Annotated in this window: 15 protein-coding genes and 1 tRNA gene; 7 read left to right on the top strand and 9 right to left on the bottom strand. The window is 68.6% G+C overall.

The window, feature by feature from the left end:
* Positions 1-7: 7 nt before the first annotated feature.
* From H7I57_RS23405 to dcd, 3 genes are all read right to left on the bottom strand, one after another.
* Entirely contained in the window at positions 8-1,348 is a 1,341-nt protein-coding gene (locus H7I57_RS23405; protein ID WP_264026401.1) for a UDP-glucose dehydrogenase family protein, read from the bottom strand.
* Between the two features lie 76 nt (positions 1,349-1,424).
* Complete coding sequence (locus H7I57_RS23400) at positions 1,425-3,062, bottom strand: DUF7159 family protein (RefSeq protein ID WP_264026399.1); 1,638 nt, start codon at positions 3,060-3,062, stop codon at positions 1,425-1,427.
* A gap of 250 nt (positions 3,063-3,312) precedes the next feature.
* The gene (gene dcd / locus H7I57_RS23395; protein ID WP_264026395.1) at positions 3,313-3,885 is read right to left on the bottom strand and encodes a dCTP deaminase; all 573 of its coding nucleotides are present in this window, start codon (positions 3,883-3,885) and stop codon (positions 3,313-3,315) included.
* Positions 3,886-3,972: 87 nt separating this feature from the next.
* Between dcd and H7I57_RS23390 the strand changes: the two genes are divergently transcribed.
* Positions 3,973-4,046, top strand: a tRNA-Gly gene (locus H7I57_RS23390).
* Here the strand turns inward: H7I57_RS23390 and H7I57_RS23385 are convergent.
* On the bottom strand, positions 4,035-4,754 hold the full coding sequence (locus tag H7I57_RS23385) for a hypothetical protein (RefSeq protein ID WP_264026394.1): 720 nt from the start codon (positions 4,752-4,754) through the stop codon (positions 4,035-4,037). The genes H7I57_RS23390 and H7I57_RS23385 overlap by 12 nt on opposite strands.
* A gap of 578 nt (positions 4,755-5,332) precedes the next feature.
* Between H7I57_RS23385 and H7I57_RS23380 the strand changes: the two genes are divergently transcribed.
* A complete protein-coding gene (locus H7I57_RS23380; RefSeq protein WP_264026419.1) occupies positions 5,333-6,214 on the top strand; it encodes a glycoside hydrolase family 16 protein in 882 nt (293 codons plus the stop codon).
* Here H7I57_RS23380 and H7I57_RS23375 read toward each other — a convergent pair.
* The 3 genes from H7I57_RS23375 to lpqS all read right to left on the bottom strand — a co-directional run bounded on the left by H7I57_RS23375 (position 6,201) and on the right by lpqS (position 9,105).
* A complete protein-coding gene (locus tag H7I57_RS23375; RefSeq protein ID WP_264026417.1) occupies positions 6,201-7,427 on the bottom strand; it encodes an MFS transporter in 1,227 nt (408 codons plus the stop codon). The two genes, H7I57_RS23380 and H7I57_RS23375, sit on opposite strands and share 14 nt — an antisense overlap.
* 44 nt (positions 7,428-7,471) lie before the next feature.
* A complete protein-coding gene (locus H7I57_RS23370) occupies positions 7,472-8,581 on the bottom strand; it encodes a PLP-dependent cysteine synthase family protein (protein ID WP_264026392.1) in 1,110 nt (369 codons plus the stop codon).
* 113 nt (positions 8,582-8,694) lie between these two features.
* Positions 8,695-9,105, bottom strand: coding sequence for a putative copper homeostasis (lipo)protein LpqS (gene lpqS / locus H7I57_RS23365; protein ID WP_264026391.1), 411 nt, complete (start codon positions 9,103-9,105; stop codon positions 8,695-8,697).
* A 445-nt stretch (positions 9,106-9,550) separates the two neighbouring features.
* Here lpqS and H7I57_RS23360 point away from each other — a divergent pair, with 445 nt between their 5' ends.
* Together H7I57_RS23360 and H7I57_RS23355 are read left to right on the top strand one after the other, a co-directional pair.
* On the top strand, positions 9,551-10,303 hold the full coding sequence (locus tag H7I57_RS23360) for a response regulator (RefSeq protein ID WP_372510337.1): 753 nt from the start codon (positions 9,551-9,553) through the stop codon (positions 10,301-10,303).
* Positions 10,300-11,445: a sensor histidine kinase gene (locus H7I57_RS23355; protein WP_264026389.1), complete on the top strand. Its 1,146-nt coding sequence runs from the start codon at positions 10,300-10,302 to the stop codon at positions 11,443-11,445. Before H7I57_RS23360 ends, H7I57_RS23355 begins: the two co-directional genes overlap by 4 nt.
* On the opposite strand, the gene H7I57_RS23350 is transcribed toward H7I57_RS23355, so the two are convergent.
* On the bottom strand, positions 11,411-12,088 hold the full coding sequence (locus tag H7I57_RS23350; protein ID WP_264026388.1) for a DUF305 domain-containing protein: 678 nt from the start codon (positions 12,086-12,088) through the stop codon (positions 11,411-11,413). The two genes, H7I57_RS23355 and H7I57_RS23350, sit on opposite strands and share 35 nt — an antisense overlap.
* Positions 12,089-12,287: 199 nt before the next feature.
* Between H7I57_RS23350 and H7I57_RS23345 the strand changes: the two genes are divergently transcribed.
* From H7I57_RS23345 to sodC, 3 genes are all read left to right on the top strand, one after another.
* A complete protein-coding gene (locus H7I57_RS23345) occupies positions 12,288-14,186 on the top strand; it encodes a lipocalin family protein (protein ID WP_264026385.1) in 1,899 nt (632 codons plus the stop codon).
* 82 nt (positions 14,187-14,268) lie between these two features.
* The gene (locus tag H7I57_RS23340) at positions 14,269-15,033 is read left to right on the top strand and encodes a hypothetical protein (protein ID WP_264026384.1); all 765 of its coding nucleotides are present in this window, start codon (positions 14,269-14,271) and stop codon (positions 15,031-15,033) included.
* A gap of 70 nt (positions 15,034-15,103) precedes the next feature.
* On the top strand, positions 15,104-16,000 hold the full coding sequence (gene sodC / locus H7I57_RS23335; protein ID WP_264026383.1) for a superoxide dismutase[Cu-Zn]: 897 nt from the start codon (positions 15,104-15,106) through the stop codon (positions 15,998-16,000).
* A 10-nt stretch (positions 16,001-16,010) separates the two neighbouring features.
* Here the strand turns inward: sodC and H7I57_RS23330 are convergent, their stop codons facing one another.
* On the bottom strand, positions 16,011-16,934 hold the full coding sequence (locus H7I57_RS23330; RefSeq protein WP_264026415.1) for an NAD(P)H-dependent flavin oxidoreductase: 924 nt from the start codon (positions 16,932-16,934) through the stop codon (positions 16,011-16,013).
* Positions 16,935-16,990: the final 56 nt, after the last annotated feature.

The following is a 16,990-nucleotide window of genomic DNA, read 5'->3' as shown; positions in this document are numbered from 1 at the left end:
CGCGACGCTACGCCGCCGACGGTGCGCCTTCCCCCCGGCCCAGCGCGTGCACCCGCCAGCCTGCCCGCCGCCACAGCTCGGCATCGAGGCAATTACGCCCGTCGACAACGACTTTGGCGTTCACGATGCCGGCCAGTGTTTCGGGTTGCAGCCCGACGAACTCGTTCCATTCGGTGAGCACCAGCACCGCGTCGGCCCGGTCGCAGGCCTCCACGGCGGACGTCGAATAGTTCAGGGTGGGGAACACCAGCCGCGAGTTGTCCATCGCCTTGGGGTCGTAGACGTTGACGGTCGCGCCGTTGAGCTGGAGCATCCCGGCGACGTTGAGCGCGGGTGAGTCGCGCACGTCGTCGGATTCGGGCTTGAAGGCCGCGCCGAGGACGGCCACGTTCGCGCCCAGCAGCGAGCCACCGCACGCCCTGGTCGCCAGTTCCACCATCTTGACCCGGCGGCGCATGTTGATGCTGTCCACCTCCCGCAGGAACGTCAGCGCATGGTTGGCGCCGAGTTCGCCGGCGCGGGCCATGAACGCGCGGATGTCCTTGGGCAGGCAGCCGCCGCCGAACCCGAGACCGGCGTTGAGGAATCTCCTGCCGATGCGGGCGTCGTAGCCCAGCGCGTCGGCCAGCAGGGTGACGTCGGCGTCGACTGCTTCGCACACCTCCGAGATCGCGTTGATGAACGAGATCTTCGTCGCCAGGAACGCATTCGCCGACACCTTGACGAGCTCGGCGGTCTGCAGGTCGGTCAGCAGGAAGGGCACCCCCTCGTCGAGCAGTGGGGCGTAGAGGGCGCGGATCGCCTCCTCGGCCAGCACCGAATCGCGCTGCACCCCAAGGACAATGCGATCTGGGTGCAGGGTGTCCTGGATGGCGAACCCCTCGCGCAGGAACTCCGGATTCCAGGCCACCTCGACGGTGACGCCCTCGGGGGCGAGCCGTCCGGCGCGGGCGCACAGGTCAGCCGCGGTGCCCACCGGCACGGTCGACTTGCCCACGATGACTGCCGGCCGTCGCAGCAGGGGCACCAACGTGTCGACCACGGCGTACACATGGCGCAGATCGGCGCCGTATTCACCCTTCTTCTGCGGGGTGCCCACGCCGAGGAAGTGCACGTCGGCGAACTCCGCGGCCTCGGCATAGTCGGTGGTGAAGCGCAACCTGCCTTCGTCGATGTTGCGCTGCAGCATCTCTCGAAGTCCGGGCTCATAGAACGGCACGTCGCCGCCGGAGAGCTTGGCGATCTTGCCGGGGTCGATGTCCACGCCGATGACGTCATGGCCCGATTCGGCCATCCCCACCGCGTGCGTCGCGCCGAGGTATCCCGTACCGAAGACCGTGCATCGCATACTGCCTCTATAGGCAGCCAGGATGAGCTAGTCGCTACGTGACACCGAGCGCCAGGCCAACGGCAGGTGACGAATGCTAGCGACCGCCGCCGGGAGCGCAGAACACCAGGAAGCACCCGTCGCCGTTGATGTCGCCGGGAACCCCGGAGCTCGAACCACCGCGCGAGGAACCCGAGTCACGGGATCCGCTACCGCCGGACGAGCCCGAACCGCCGCTCGCGCCGGAGCCTCCGCTCGCGCCGGAGCCGCCGCTGGAACCGCTACCCGGATACTGCGGCCACTGCGGTTGCTGAGGCTGTGGAATCTGCGGCACCGTCGGGTAGTCCGGCTTGTCCGGCTTGTCCGGCGGGTCCCACGGCGGCGTCCACGGCGTGTCCGGCTCGTCGGGCACCTGCGTCTTGGTCGGCGGCGGAACCGTGTACGTGGCCCTCGGTGGCGTCCACCGCGGGTACTGCCGCGGCACCACGATCACCGGCGGCGGCACCACCACGGGAGGCGCGACCACCGGGGGCGGCGCCACCGGAGCGGGAGCCGGCGCAGGGGCGGCGGGCGCTGGAGCCGGGGCGGGTGCGGCAGGTGCGGGCGCCTGCTCCACGAAGACGGTCCGCGGCGTCTGCGCAGGTGCCTGCTGCACGACGGGGACCGGCGGTTTGATGGTCTCCGCCGACGGCGGGTCGACCGGCTGCCGGGCCTCCTGGACCGGCGCCGGAGCCGGAACCTGACTGCTGGGAACGATGACGGCCTCGGCCGGGCTCGGGCGTTGGTCGGCGGTCGGCCGGATGCTGATCGCCAACGAGATGACCAGCGCCACAACACCGATCACGAACACCGACGTCAGCGCGCTACCGACGAGCAGGAACGGCTTGCGCTCCTCCTCGACCGGCCGGGCCTGGGTCATCGCGAACTCGTCGACCACGTCGTCGGCGGCCGCGGCCTGCACCGGCGCCAGCTGCGTCGCGGATCCGGCCAGGCCGGCGAACACCGAGCCGGCGGTGGTGCCGTCGGGGTCCTGGGAGTACGCCAGGCCGACGGTCGACGCCTCGAAGGCGGGTGCGGCGGCCGACGCCAGCGCGGCGCCGCGGGCCAGCGCCAGCTCCGCATCGTCGGGGGCATTGACCGGCAGGGAGACGAGGTGCTCGAGGTGCGCCTTCACCGAGCTGACGTCGACACCGGCGCCGACGACGAACATGCCCTGCGGCGGGGCGTCCTGGGCGGCGACCGCTTCGGCCATCTCCGTGAGGACGGCCATCGCGTCCGCGCTGTGCAGGGTGCGGCTGAGCACCTTGACCACCGAGCCGTCGTCGGTCTGCACGACCGACAGCGTCGCGGTGTCCCGATTCACGAACAGCAGCGCGGTGGTGTCGTATCCGACCGCGCGTCCGACGGCCTGCGCCAGCGACGCGGCGGCGTGCCCCTCGGAGACGAGCATGACGTCGTCGATGCCCTGGGCGGCCAGCGCATCGCGCAGAGCGGCGGCTTCGGCGTGATCACTCCACGTGACGCCGATGGACTTGAGGTGATGACCGCCGGTCTGTGCGCTCTCCTTGGTGCCAAGAACCGCCGCGACAACTTGGTCCGCGACGTTTGCTGAGCCCTCTGCGGAAGCAACGTCGAAGACGTCATGGTCGACGGTGACGCCGTCGGCCTTTTCGCCCTCGACCAGCACCATGCGGACCGTCGTAGGTGTCATCGACACACCTAATACGATGTCCACTGACCCCTCCAAAATGTTTGCTGCGCCTGGTTGGCTGCCATTGCTCATTCGGGCACGACGAGCCGACAACTAGATACTTCATCGGCCTGACCAGCTGAGGCGTTACACCCGACGCTGTTAGCTGGCAGCGGTGAAGACCTGGCCGGAACGCGACGGCACGAATGCGCGATGGCGCCGGTGATTCCCGACCTTACTCGCGTGCCCGACAACCGTCATTGACGTTTCTGCGGGCTCCGGCCATCGGCCCCGGTCAGCTGGACCGGAGGAAATTCTGGTACGACCGCGACGGTGTCGGTCCGCGCTGGTTCTGGTATTTCGAGCCGGCCTTCGCGCTGCCGTACGGGTGCTCGGCGGGGCTGGTCAGGCGCAGCAGGCAGAGCTGGCCGATCTTCATGCCGGGCCACAGTGTGATGGGCAGGTTCGCGACGTTCGACAGCTCGAGGGTGATGTGACCGGAGAATCCCGGGTCGATGAAACCGGCCGTCGAATGGGTGAGCAGGCCGAGCCTGCCCAGCGAGGACTTGCCCTCCAGCCGGCCGGCCAGGTCGTCGGGCAGGGTGCAGCGCTCCAGCGTCGCCCCCAGCACGAACTCGCCGGGATGCAGGACGAACGGTTCGCCCTCCTTGGGCTCCACCAGGGTGGTCAGGTCGTCCTGGCGCAGCGACGGATCGATATGGGTGTAGCGGGTGTTGTTGAAAACCCGGAACAGGTTGTCGAGCCGGACGTCGACGCTGGAGGGCTGGACCAGGCTGTCGTCGAACGGGTCGATACCGAGCCTGCCTGCCTTGATCTCGGCGCGGATGTCGCGGTCGGAGAGCAGCACCGCACGAGCGTAACGGCAGCGACGGGCCGCGGCCCGGACACCTCCACGAAGCCCGCCCACCAGGTGTTAGCCTTCGTGATCGAACATGCCGATGTAGTTCAATGGCAGAACATCAGCTTCCCAAGCTGAATACGCGGGTTCGATTCCCGTCATCGGCTCCACTGATCGTTGACCGACTGGTCGCTACTCGACCGACCGGCGGCCTCCTTTTGCAGGGTTCGATTCTCGATGAAGAACGAACCGAGCAACCCTGCGAGCGCGCCGAACACAACCACCGAGAATATCGCCAGAACCACGTCGGTCACTTGGGCGAAGCCGTCAGTCTTCCCCAATGGCTCACCCGTGACAGCCCCTAGTGCGGCCGAATGCAAGGCATCCGCGTACCGGGGATAGTCGCTGAACTGGTACAGCAACTGGCTGCTGCCCAACACCGTGATCGCCACCACCGACCCAAGGCCCGCCAGCCTGCTGCCCAACACCTGCTGCGCGGATCGACTGCCCCGCACCGCACCTGCCAGCACGCGACCTGATCTGGTCAACCGCGCGACTCGGAGCAGCCGCAGTAGCCGAAGGAAGGGCAACACCAGGAAGATCAACTGCCACCAGTTACGCCGCAGGAACGTAGTTGTCTTGGGGGCTACCACCAACCGCGCGAGGAACTCGATTGCGAACACCGCCCACAGCAGCCAGCTCAGCACCGCCAGCACCACCGATAGCGGTCCCGGGCGCGCCAGTTGCTCGCCGAGCACCAGCAGCACGAACACGATGCCGAGCACACCCATGACCGGGGCCAACCGGTCCAGGATCTCGTCGGCCCAGCGTTCACGCTGGTCCAACGGCCTCTGCAGCAGTTCGTTGCCGCGCACCATGTTCTACCGGTACCCATCGCACGGCAGCGCAACCAAACGCCAACGGAGCCCCAGCAACCTCGTCGTATGACGACCGCGCGGGACCCGCGGTGGGCGTCGGCGGCGACGACGTCCCTCGACACCGCCGTCGCGTTCCTGCCCGGCCTACCGCCCGCAACCTGCGTCGGTGGTACACCTTCCCGGGCAGCGGTATACAGCACAACGCGGACGTTGCGACAGCCGTTTGACGCAGGTCCCGCGGGCTGAGGCGGTCAATGCTCGAAGGACTTCCAGGCTGCACACGCGGGTGGGCTTCCCGTCATCGGCTCCCCGGCGGCAACCGGCAAATGCGCGATCGCTTGTCAAGCCGCCGGGCGAAGCAAACCGAAGCCGCCAACTGGTCGAAATATTCACGGCAACAACAATGAAGGCCCCTCGGCGTCATAGCGCGTCCACCAGCCCATACCCGGCCCAGGACCCCGCGGGCAAAGTCCGATCATGACCGCGGTGACGGTGAAGGCCCTCCACGACGACTGGCCGAATGGTCGAAATGAGCAGTCGCCCGCACCCGGGTCATTTATGGTTTTTCCGTGCCAGAAATGGATCGCCGCCGTGCCATGTTGATGATGGGCCTGGGTGCGGCGGCTGCCGCGCTCCCCGCCGCCACCGCCCACGCTCAGCCCATCGTCGGCGACATCCCGCCTGTTCCGGGTCCGCCCGGGATGCCCGCGGCACCAGGGCCCGGCGCTGCGGACGTGGGCCCGGTGATGCTGTTCCAGGACGAGTTCAACGGCCCGGCCGGGGCGCCCCCGGACCCGGCGTGGTGGCACATCGTCCCGGCTCGCGAGACCATCAAGAACCCGCACGAGTGGGACAAACCCTTCAACATGGGCCGCTACGTGACCGACCAGGAGCACGTGTTCCAGGACGGCAACGGCAACCTGGTCATCCGGGCCACCCGCGGCCCCGGCACCACCATCCAGGAGAAGTACGCCAGCGCCAAGATCGTCGGCAACTGGCGTGGCGGCGTCGGCACCACCTGGGAAGCGCGGGTCAAGCTCGACTGCCTGACCGACGGCGCCTGGCCGGCCTTCTGGCTGCTCAACGACAACCCGGTCCGGGGCGGGGAGATCGACCTGGTCGAGTGGTACGGGAACAGAGACTGGCCCTCGGGGACCACGGTGCACGCCAGGCTGGACGGGACATCGTTCGCCACCCACCGCCACCCCATCGACAACGCGTGGCACACCTGGCGGATGACCTGGCTGCCGACCGGCCTGCACTTCTGGAAGGACTACCAGCCGGGCATGGAGCCGTTCTTCGTGGTGCCGGCGAACTCCATCGCGGACTGGCCGTTCAACGACCCCGGCTACACGCTGGCACCGGTGTTCAACATCGCCGTCGGCGGCTCGGGTGGCCGCGAGCCCGCGGCAGGCACGTACCCGGCCGAGATGCGCGTCGACTGGATCAGGGTCTTCTAGAAGCTCCCTGACCGGCCGTCACCGGCGAGACCGGCCGCAGCCGGCCGGTCCGGTCGAGTCGGTACAGCGCGGCCGCCGAGGCCAGCCCGATCACCGCCAGCACCACCCAGACGAGCTCGTCCACACCGGCGCTACGGGCGGCCTCCATCAGCGATCCGGTGGCGAGATTGCCGACGAGAATCCCGATCCCCACGATCGTGTTGTAGAAGCCGTAGTGCGTGGCCACCAGCCGGTCCTGCGCCAACGACACGACGGTGTCCATCTCGAAGGGGAACACCGCCGCCGAGCCGACCGCGAGCACACCCGCGGCCACCAACAGCGCGGCGACCGCCGCACCGGACCCGAAGCGCTCGGCGTCCGGTATCGCCATCAGCGGTAAGAACGCCGCCGCGAGGATGACCAGACCCACCGTCAGGGAGTGTCCTGCCCCCCAGCGTGCGCCGAACCACCGGGTGATCCGCAGCTGTCCGAAGACCGCCACCAGCCCGGAAACCACGAAAATCCCTGCCACCAAAAGCGACTCACCATGAGGCGATAGCACCCTCGCCTGTAACGGCAGCGCGAGGTACACCTGGAAGGACAGCACGTAGGAGCCGATCATCGCCGCGGCGAACAACAGGAACGACCGATTGGCCAGCACGACGCGCCAGTCGGCCAGCACTGAGGTCTTCTCGGTCGCGGTGCGGCCGCTGTGTTGCGGCAGCGCGAACAGTTGCGCGATGGTCAAGGCGGCGAACACGATCGCCGCCGCGGCGGCGGTGATGCGGAAGTCGAACACCATCAGTGCCAGCCCGACCAGCGGTCCGGCCAGGATCCCGGCCTGATAGAAGATGTTGAACACCGCGAACGCCTCGACGCGTCGCGGTCCGGCGTCCGCAGCCAGGTAGGCCCGCACCGCCGGGTTGAACAAGGCTCCTGCGAACCCCGTTGCGGCGGAGGCGATCAGCACCGCAGGCAGCGACTCGGCCACGATGAGAAGACCGAACCCCGCCGTGCGGAGTAGGCACCCCGCGACGATCAGCGGTTTGTAGCCGAGTCGGTCGGCCAGCGTGCCCCCGACGATGAACATCCCCTGCTGGGAGAAGTTGCGAACCCCCAGCACCAGCCCGACCGCCCACGCTGCCAGCCCGAGCGGACCGGCCAGGTATCCGGCCAGGTACGGCATCAGCATGTAGAAGCCCAGGTTGATGCCGAACTGGTTGATCATCAGCATCCGGCTCGGCCGGTCGAAGCTTCGGAACTGCGCGACAACGTTTCTCACCGCAGCACCGCCAGCGGGTCGACGACGCGGGTACTGCGGGTCCACGACGTCACCACCGCGGTGCACGGATCGTCGATGACGGCCGGCTCGTCAGGTGGAGTGATGTCGAGCAAGCCGTGGCCACGGCAGTAGTCGTCGTTGTAGACGGTGTCGAAATAGCGTTGCGGCCCGTCGGGAAAGACCGCGGCGATCGTGGTGTCGGCCGGCGACGTGCGCGCCGCCCACCCGGCCACCAGCGCGACCGCCCCCACGCTCCACCCACCGCTGGCGTAGTGCGTGGCCGCCAGGGTGCGGCATGCCCACACCGCCTCCGCCGGGGCCACCCAGTGGACCTCGCTGAACGCCTCGTAGTCGACGTTTCCCGGGAAGATGCTCGACCCGAGGCCACGCATCAGGCGGGCGCTGGCGGGCTGCCCGAAGATGGTCGATCCGATCGTGTCCACGCCGACCAACCGTAGGTCGGGGTTGAACTCCCGCAACACCCGCGCCACCCCTGCGGAATGTCCGCCGGTGCCCACCGAGCACACCAGAACGTCGATGTGGCCGAGCTGTGCGTGCAGTTCGCGTGCCAGCGGTCGGTAGGCCTCGACGTTGTCGGGGTTGTTGTACTGGTCGGGATACCAGGCATGGGGGTCGGCGGACAGAATCTGTTGCACCCGGTCGCGGCGGGCCTGCTGCCACCCGCCATCGGGATGCGGTTCGGTCACCAGCTCGACGTCGGCGCCGAAGGCCGACAGCATCCGTTGGAGGATCGGCTCCATCCCCGGGTCGGTGACGAGGGTGACCGGGTGCTCGTACACGGTGCCCGCCAGGGCCAAACCGAGACCCAAGGTGCCGCTGGTGGATTCGACGATTCGGGCGCCTGGGCGCAGCGCGCCACGCGCACGTCCGCGCTCGACCATGTGCATGGCGGGGCGGTCCTTCATGCCGCCGGGGTTGGAACCTTCGAGCTTGGCCCAGAAGCCACGCTCATCGGCGGTGAAGGGCGCGCCGATGCGCAGCACCGGGGTGTTCCCGACCATGGTGCCCGGCCGATCGTAGCGGCCGAGGCGATGCTGCCGGGTCAGCAGGACGTCGGATGTGTGGACGGACGGGGCATGGTTCATCGGTATACGTCGCTTCTGTTCGGCCGCGCGAACAGGCGCGCGGCTGCTGATGACGGGTAGCGGTCACCGACCAGGGCCGCCGCAGGGGGCCGGCTTGGTCTGGCGCTACGCGATCAGCGACGCGCGATGCACAGGCGGGTCAGGAGGACCCGCCCGCTGTCGGGTGCGACGAGCCGCCGGGGTGGACCACGAATCGCGGTCAACGAGGTCTGCCGCCAGAACGGCAGGACGGCGGCGATGGCGCCGATCAGGGCCAGCGCGATGAGGGTGACGGTGGCGCGGGGCAGCGCCGCCTCGGCGATGGTCTCGGGTGCGAGCGGCGTCGATCCGCTCTCGAAGTGGGGATGATCGGCGACAACAGCAAAGCCACCGTGCGGACCAGCGGCGGACGCGTGCGGCCCGTGGTGCGGCGTCTCGGTACCCGGAAGCGCCCACTCGGCGCCGACCACGACGACCCAGAAAGCCAGAATCACCGCGGCGGCGGCGCGCCATCGCGTCCGAGGAACCGGGACGTTGTACCTCACAATGTTCCCGACTGTAGCAGCGGATCGGAACTCTTCCATCGAGCCGCCGACTCGACACCGTGTTGTTACCGCGTCGCGACCGGATGACAGTGCGGCCCGAAATGCTGTGCACCGGAACAATTTAGATGTGCTGAATACCGCAGGCGTCACCATCAGGACGCGCGTCATGCCAGTTCACGGATGCTTTCACCGAAAGCATCCCGACGTCCCCGATGCCGGCGGTGACAGCCGTGAGCCGCTTCGATGAACCGCTGCGGCAAGCGGGTTGCCGTGGTGCGTCTCACCGTTGCACCCCCAGCCGGTTCGACCGGCATCTGTAGGCCGACGACTCCCGGGTGACGGCACAACCAGCTAACCCGCCGGTGAGGACGCGGCCGCGACCGCGCAGTACTCGAAAAGTACCCGACCGCAATCTGTGAACGCGGACACGCGCCGGACGGGCACCATGAAGGCCATGAGACAACCGACGGAATCGCCGAACGCTCACGTGCGGGGGTATCGGGCGCTGGTGGTGGACGACGAGATCGCACTCGCCGACGTCGTGGCCAGTTATCTGGAGCGTGAGCAGTTCGAGGCCACCGTGGCGAGCAACGGTGCCGACGCACTTGCCGTCGCTCGGGAACTCGATCCGGATGTCGTCATCCTGGACCTCGGGTTGCCGGGTATCGACGGCCTCGAGGTGTGCCGGCAACTGCGCACGTTCTCCGACGCCTACGTCGTGATGCTGACCGCCCGCGACACCGAGATGGACACCATCGTCGGGCTCACCGTCGGTGCCGACGATTACATCACCAAACCGTTCAGCCCGCGCGAGCTCGTGGCGCGGATCCGCGCCATGCTGCGGCGCCCGCGCATTCACCACACCGCGGACGCTGCGTCACAGACAGGCGCGCCGCCACGCAACCTCGGTCCACTGTGCATCAACGTCGCGGCGCGCGACGTCACCATCGACGGCGAGCCGATTCTGTTGACGCGCACCGAATTCGACATTCTCGATGCGCTGTCGGCGCGGCCGGGGATCGTGCTGAGCCGTCGTCAACTCCTCGATATCGTGCGCGACGGCCCGTGGGTGGGCAACGAGCATCTCGTCGACGTCCACATCGGCCACCTGCGACGCAAGCTCGGCGATGACGCCGCCCAGCCCCGCTTCATCACCACCGTGCGGGGGGTCGGCTACCGGATGGAGGTCGGGCAATGAGGCCCGGCATCGGTCTGCGACTGCTCGCGGCACAGGCCATCGTGCTCGCCGCGGGCGCGGCCACCACCTCAGCGGTGGCCGCCGTCGTCGGGCCCCCGCTGTTCCGCGAGCATCTGCTGGAAGCGGGTGCGCCGATGCACTCGCTGGAGGCGATGCACGCCGAGGAGGCCTACGGATACGCCACCGTCATCTCGGTCGGCGGCGCGCTCGCGGTGTCGGCGCTGGCCGCGCTGGCGGTCAGCTGGTACCTCAGCCGCCGGTTGCAGCGATCGATCACGGAAGTGGCCTCGGCCGCCACCGCGGTCTCCGACGGCAGGTACGACATCCGGGTTTCACCACCACACCTTGGTGACGACTTCGACGCACTCGCCGGAGCGTTCAACCGGATGGCGTCGCGTCTGCAGTCCGTCGAGGCCACCCGCCGTCGGCTCTTCAGCGACCTCGCACACGAAATCCGCACGCCGGTAACGGTTCTGGAGGCATACGTCGAAGCGCTCGAGGACGGGGTCCGCACCCTCACCCCCGAGACCGCCGCGATGCTGCGCGACCAGACCGGCCGACTCGTCAGGTTCGCCGACGACGTGGCCGCCCTGGCGCAGGCCGAGGAGAGCTCCGCGTCGATGGCCCACAGCGCCATCGACGTCGACCACCTGATACGACGTTGCGCCGCCGCCGCGCAGGAGCGCTACGCGAGCAAGGGCGTCACCCTGCGCGCAGATGTGACCGCAGACCTGCCCTCGGTGTGGGGTGACGAGCAGCGGTTGGCCCAGGTGCTGGCGAACCTGCTCGACAACGCACTGCGGCACACCTCACCGGGCGGTCGCGTCGACCTCAGCGCCGGCGTCGACCATCATCGACTCGCGGTTCGGGTGTCCGACACCGGTGAGGGCATCGCCGCCGAACATCTGCCGCACGTGTTCGAACGGTTCTACCGCGCCGATGGGGCCCGTGACCGTGAGCACGGCGGCGCCGGAATAGGTTTGGCCATCGCGAAGGCACTCATGGACGCCCACGACGGAACGATCACCGTGCACAGCCCGGGCCCCGGATCGGGAGCGGTCTTCACGATCACCCTGCCGCTGAAGGACCCCGCGTTGCGCGCGCCGCTCACATCGCGTCCAGCATCTCCCGCATCGTGGTGATCTCCTTCTGCTGGGAATCCATGATCGCGCGCGCCAATTCCAGCGCCTGCGGGTACTTCCCGCCGTCAGTCTCCTGTTGCGCCATCATGATTGCGCCCTCGTGGTGAGTGATCATGTGTGTGAGGTACAGCCTGCTCGCCTCCGTGCCCTGCGCGTCCCGCAACGCCGCCATGTCGGCCTGCGACATCATGCCGTGACCGGTCATGGCGGGCATGCCACCTCCGCCTGGCATTTCATGGGCCGGCATGTCGTGGCCCGGCATGTCGGCAGGCATCTCACCCGGAGGCATGGCGCCGGAGACGCCCCATTGGTCCAGCCAGCCCTGCATCTGTTCGATCTCGGGTGACTGCGCGGCCTTGATGTCGTTGGCCAGAGTCACCACGTCCGGGGCGATGTCCGGCTTGGCCAGCAGCATGTCGCTCATCTCGATGGCCTGCTGGTGATGCGGGATCATCCCCTGAGTGAACATCACGTCCGAGTCGTTGTGATCCTGCGCGGAATCGCTGCCGGTCGCCGCCGATGACGGCGCTGCCGACGTGGCCGCCGAAGTCTGGGGGTCGTTCCCCGAGCCACCACACGCACTCAGAGTGAGCGTCGCGGCCACCGCGGTCGCGGCGACGAAACACAACCGACTGTGCTGCATTGAGAGTCCTTTCCTTGGCGACTGTCACCGATCGCCTTCCAGCCTCGGGGTGCTGAGTATGGTTCGCCAAGTCGTCGGGTGAAGATTCCGTAAAGGGCAGTCCGTAAACGACGTGGCCACCGGGGGACAGAAGTGACATCACGCTGACGTTGGCGTCAATGATCTTCCGAGCCCTGGGGTCCGCGGTTACAGTCCGGCCATGACGTCGGCCCGTTTGCTGTACTGGTTAGGAGCCATGGGCGCGGGTGCGTGCATCGCGCTCGGCGCCGGTCATGGTGTCGCTGCGGCCGACACCGACTCCTCCGAAAGCGCGGCGTCGACCAGTCGGTCCGCAGATGACGACTCGTCCCGCACCCCTCGAGAAGCCTCGACACGGGCCGCCGGTCCGGACGAGAGAGCAGACACCTCGACGGATCCGGCGACCGTTCCGTCATCCACCGAGGACTCGGACGCGGAAACGCCAGACGCTGCCGAATCCGAGCCTCGGACCTCGCGCGCCGGGCCCAGCAGGGTGACCACAGCGGAACGCGAAGCCACCGCAGACGACAGTGCGGCGGTCGACCCGTCCACCGACGAGACAACCGATGAGGCGCCGGAAGGTTCTGACCCCTCCACCGACGAACCGCTCGGCTCGGCGACCACAGCGGTCGACTCGACGGTCCCCACCGAGTCGACCACCTCACCGGCGCCGGAGACCGAGACGACCTCGGCCCGAGCCGTGTCGAGCGCGGCCGGCGCCGCCACGGTGACCGGCGTCAAGACCGGCCACGCCCGCCTGACTATTCCGTTGGGTAGCAACGGTTTCACGACGCGCGCCGACTGGTACTCACCGACCCAGGCGGACGGTTCGGTGTCGGCCACCGGCGTCATCTGGCTGCAGCACGGCTTCCTCAACAGGAAGTCCTTCGTCTCCGCGCTGGCCACGAACCTGTCGCAGCAGACCAACAGCGTCGTCGTGGCACCCAACGTGCCGTCGTTTCCGTGGCGCTGTTCCGGCTGCTGGCTCAACGGCGTACCGATGCAACAGGCCGTCGCCACCATGTTCCTCGGGGACCGGGCGTCGCTGAACGCCAGCGCGAACGCGGCAGGCTATCTGGGGACGCTGCCGCAGGACTTCATCCTGTCCGGTCAATCGGCGGGTGGTGGCTTCGCCACGGCCGTCGGCGGCTACTACGCGGCCGACCCCGTCAACGTCGGCAGCCTGCGGGGGGTCGTCATGTTCGACGGGTTCTCGTTCAGCGGCGTCGTGCCGCAGGCCCTGCAGAGCCTGGACGACCCCTACATCCCGGTCTATCAAGTCGCGGCGCCGCCGCAGTTGTGGAACTTCTTCGGGGCGACCACCGACGAGTTGGTGACCGCCCGCCCTGGCGAGTTCGTCGGTGCGACCCTCGCCAACGGCTCGCATGCCGACTCACTGCTGGGCGGCAACCCCATCATCGACTTGTTCGCCCAGTTGGTGACAAAATTCTCCCCGCCCGGCAACACCGCGGCCGTCTACACGTTGGCCACCGGCTGGATCAACGACCTGTACCAGGGCCTGGGCCCGACCGACGGCAACGGCATCTACGGAGCCCCTGATCAGTACATCGTCATGGGCGACACCGCCGCGGTCGTGCTCGGTCCCCCGCCGGTCGTCGACCTCGACAGCTACCTGGGCACCTGGTACGAGGTGGGCAGCGTCAAGCAGTTCTTCTCGATCGGTCTGGTGAACACCACGGCGGTGTACAGCCTCAATCCCGATGGCTCGATCAAGGTGGAGAACTCGGGCAACTACTTCTTCGACAACGGCCCGGAGTCGAGCATCGTCGGCGCCGCGCTGCCCGTCGACTCCAAAAACAACAAGCTCAACGTCAGGTTCTTCGGCACGCCGTCGGCCAACCCTCCCGGCAACTACTGGATCGTCGACCTCGACCCCGACTATCAGTGGGCCGTCGTCAGCGACTCGACCGGCCTCAGCGGCTTCCTGCTCAGCCGGACCCGCACCGTCTCCGACGCTCTCTACCAGGAGTTGCTGGACCGCGCTTCGGTCAAGGGCGTCAAGGGACGGATCACCCCGACCCGCCAGCCGGCGGCGGCTCCGGCCACGGTCTCGGTGTAAGCGCGACCAGCAGCATTCCCCGGACATCCCTGCCGGTATTCGTCGCCGTTTGAGAAGTGGACGGACTGGACATGATGAGACGGTGAACCTGCTGCCGACACCCGACGTGTCGATCGCCGACACCGACGTCGAGACCACACTGCGCCGTGCCGTCGGGATCATCAACCCTCTTCTCGACGTGCTGTGGGGAACGAATCCTCTGGGTCTGAAGCAGCGGCGGGCCGACACCGACGACGGCCCGCTCGACAACGTCGCCGACTGGATCGCCCGGGTGCTCAACGCCGCCGACGTGCCGGGCACGACGGCGTGGGGCGAGATGAGCGTCGACGACCGGATCGACTGGTGGGTGTGGCGTGTCGGCGCGTTCAACACCGTGGCGGTGGCGTTCCCCGGCGTGCTCGGCGTCGTGGGCCGCCGGCTGCCGATCCAGGATCTCCTCGGGTTCGCCAGCCAGGCCATCGTGCTGTGCGCGGTGGCGCGCGAACTGGGGGTGTCCGACCATCGGCTGCAGGTCCGCATGCTGGCCGCAGTGCTCTGTCACCGGGACCTCACCGACGCCGGGGACGGAGTCGACGTCGATGCCGACCTGCCCACCGAACCGATCCCGCGCACCCCGAAGGGCGTCGCGAAGGCCCTGTGGCAGCTGATCGGACTGCTCGACGCGGTCGGCGACGAACTCGCCAAACGCCCGCATCCCCGCGCGCCCTTCAGGTACCTGAGCATGCTCCCGGCCGTCGGTGCGGTCGCGGCCTTCTTCGGCGAGTTCGGCGCGCTCGCCCGAGCCGCCAAGGCGGGCCGGAAGTGGGTCGCGCGCCACGCAGAAACAACGGCCGCGACCGCCCGCTGATCCCGCCAGCAAATTCGGCGTTCTCATCCAACCGCCCGACAGCGCGCGGCTCACCCTCTACCTTGGAGACATGGTCAAGCCCGTCAACGTCGCCGTGCTCATCGCCACCCCCGCGCTCCTCCTGGCCGCCTGCGGCTCCGAGGACTCCGCCGGCGAGGACACCACCTCGCCGACCACCAGCGAGCCGGGCGGTCCGCCGCCGGGCACCGAACGGCTGACCGCGCAACTGGCCACCGCCGACGGCACCCCGGTCGCCGACGCGACGTTCGATTTCGCCGACGGTTTCGCGACCGTGACGGTGGAAACCGTGGCCCCCGGCATCCTGTCTCCCGGATTCCACGGCATGCACATCCACTCGGTCGGCAAGTGTGAGCCCGACTCCGAGGCTCCGGGCGGCGGGGCGCGAGGCGATTTCAACTCCGCTGGCGGGCACTTCCAGGCCCCCGGACAGAGTGGCCATCCCGCCAGCGGTGACCTGACCTCGCTGGATGTGCGCTCCGACGGGTCCGCGAGGCTGGTGACCGTCACCGACAGGTTCACCGCGGACGACCTGCTGGCCGGTGAGAAGACGGCACTGATGATTCACGAGGGGCCGGACAACTTCGCGAACATCCCGCCGCGCTACACCCAGAACGGCGCACCAGGGCCCGATCAGGAAACGCTCGCCACCGGCGACTCGGGTGGCCGCGTGGCGTGCGGCGTCATCATCGACCCTGCGGCGGAGACCACGACCACCACCACGACGACGACGACAACCACCACGACGACGACGGCCACCACATCAGTGACCACCGAGACCGAGACGACCGTGGTGGTGCCGCCGCCGGCGCCCACCGACACCGAGACCGTCACCGTGACTCCCACCACGACGACCTCTCCGCCGCCGCAGGTTCCCAGCCCTCCGGCGATCCCGGAGATCCCCGACGTGCCGAACATCCCCAACGTGCCGGGGCCGGGCAACCCGTAGGTCAGGGTCGTCACCAGCGGTCGAGCAGCCGCCGGGCATCACCGCACATCTCGGCGATGACGTCGGCCGCAGAACGCACACTCCTCAGCCGGCCGACTCCCTGTCCCGCATTGACCGGCGCCAGTCGGTGGTCATCGGCGATGATCGCCGCGGCCAGTTCTGCACGGGCCTCGTCGGCGGCGGCCAGCGCCTCCTCTCGACCCGTCCACTGATCTCCGAACTCATTGCGCAGCACCCGTTCCGGAAGCTGCTCCGGCCACGCGTATCCCAGAGCGACGTCGAATGCCCGCGTGGTCACGGTGTCGGTGTCCCGGGCGCCGAGCAGCGCACGGCGCGACGGCTCGGATGCCGACCCTTCAGTGCATGCCATGAAGGCAGTGCCGATCCACGCACCCGATGCACCGGCCGCCAGGACCGCGGCCAGCGCGCGTCCCGACGAGATCCCCCCGGCGGCGAGCACGGGCACCGGCAGTTCGTCGAGGACCTCCGCGAGCAACGGCAAGGTGCTGACACGCGGCTCGCCGTGCCCGCCGCCCTCGGCTCCACGGGCGATCACCACATCGATCCCGGCCGCCACCGCCTGGTGCGCCGACCGAAGGTCCGCCACCTGGGCGGCCGCGAGAACCCCGCTGTCATGCGCTCGCCGAACCCAGGTCGAGTTGTCCCCGAAGCTGACGGCCAGCAGCGCCGGCCGGGCAGCCAGCGCCACATCGAGGAGCCGTGGCTTCTGCGACACCACCCAGTCCACCAGGCCGATGCCGAAGGGGCGGTCAAGCCCGGACAGGTGACGAAGCTCTGCCTCGAGTTGCTCCGGTGACCCGGCGCTGCCCATCCCCACCATGCCGAGGCCACCGGCACGGGACACCGCCGCCGCGAGCGCGCCCCCGGCCACGCCACCCATCGGCGCATTGACGATCGGCGCCTCCAGGCCCATCGAGCGGGACCATTCCGTGGACAATCCGGTCACCTACTCGTCCTACCCCAAGAACT

The organism is Mycolicibacterium pyrenivorans (assembly GCF_025821625.1).
Taxonomy (GTDB): Bacteria; Actinomycetota; Actinomycetes; order Mycobacteriales; family Mycobacteriaceae; genus Mycobacterium; species Mycobacterium pyrenivorans.
The sequence above is the reverse complement of the archived record's forward strand: the minus strand, read 5'-3'. Positions and strand labels throughout refer to the sequence as shown.

Bases quoted from the DNA above. Each gene is read 5' to 3' on its own strand.
- H7I57_RS23405 (WP_264026401.1), bottom strand. From the start codon at position 1,348: ATGCGATGCACGGTCTTCGGTACGGGATACCTCGGCGCGACGCACGCG.
- H7I57_RS23355 (WP_264026389.1), top strand. From the start codon at position 10,300: ATGAGGCCCGGCATCGGTCTGCGACTGCTCGCGGCACAGGCCATCGTG.
- sodC (WP_264026383.1), top strand. From the start codon at position 15,104: ATGGTCAAGCCCGTCAACGTCGCCGTGCTCATCGCCACCCCCGCGCTC.
- H7I57_RS23370 (WP_264026392.1), bottom strand. From the start codon at position 8,581: ATGAACCATGCCCCGTCCGTCCACACATCCGACGTCCTGCTGACCCGG.
- H7I57_RS23350 (WP_264026388.1), bottom strand. From the start codon at position 12,088: ATGCAGCACAGTCGGTTGTGTTTCGTCGCCGCGACCGCGGTGGCCGCG.
- H7I57_RS23330 (WP_264026415.1), bottom strand. From the start codon at position 16,934: ATGGGCCTGGAGGCGCCGATCGTCAATGCGCCGATGGGTGGCGTGGCC.
- H7I57_RS23345 (WP_264026385.1), top strand. From the start codon at position 12,288: ATGACGTCGGCCCGTTTGCTGTACTGGTTAGGAGCCATGGGCGCGGGT.
- H7I57_RS23360 (WP_372510337.1), top strand. From the start codon at position 9,551: ATGAAGGCCATGAGACAACCGACGGAATCGCCGAACGCTCACGTGCGG.
- H7I57_RS23375 (WP_264026417.1), bottom strand. From the start codon at position 7,427: ATGCTGATGATCAACCAGTTCGGCATCAACCTGGGCTTCTACATGCTG.
- H7I57_RS23380 (WP_264026419.1), top strand. From the start codon at position 5,333: ATGGATCGCCGCCGTGCCATGTTGATGATGGGCCTGGGTGCGGCGGCT.
- H7I57_RS23385 (WP_264026394.1), bottom strand. From the start codon at position 4,754: ATGGTGCGCGGCAACGAACTGCTGCAGAGGCCGTTGGACCAGCGTGAA.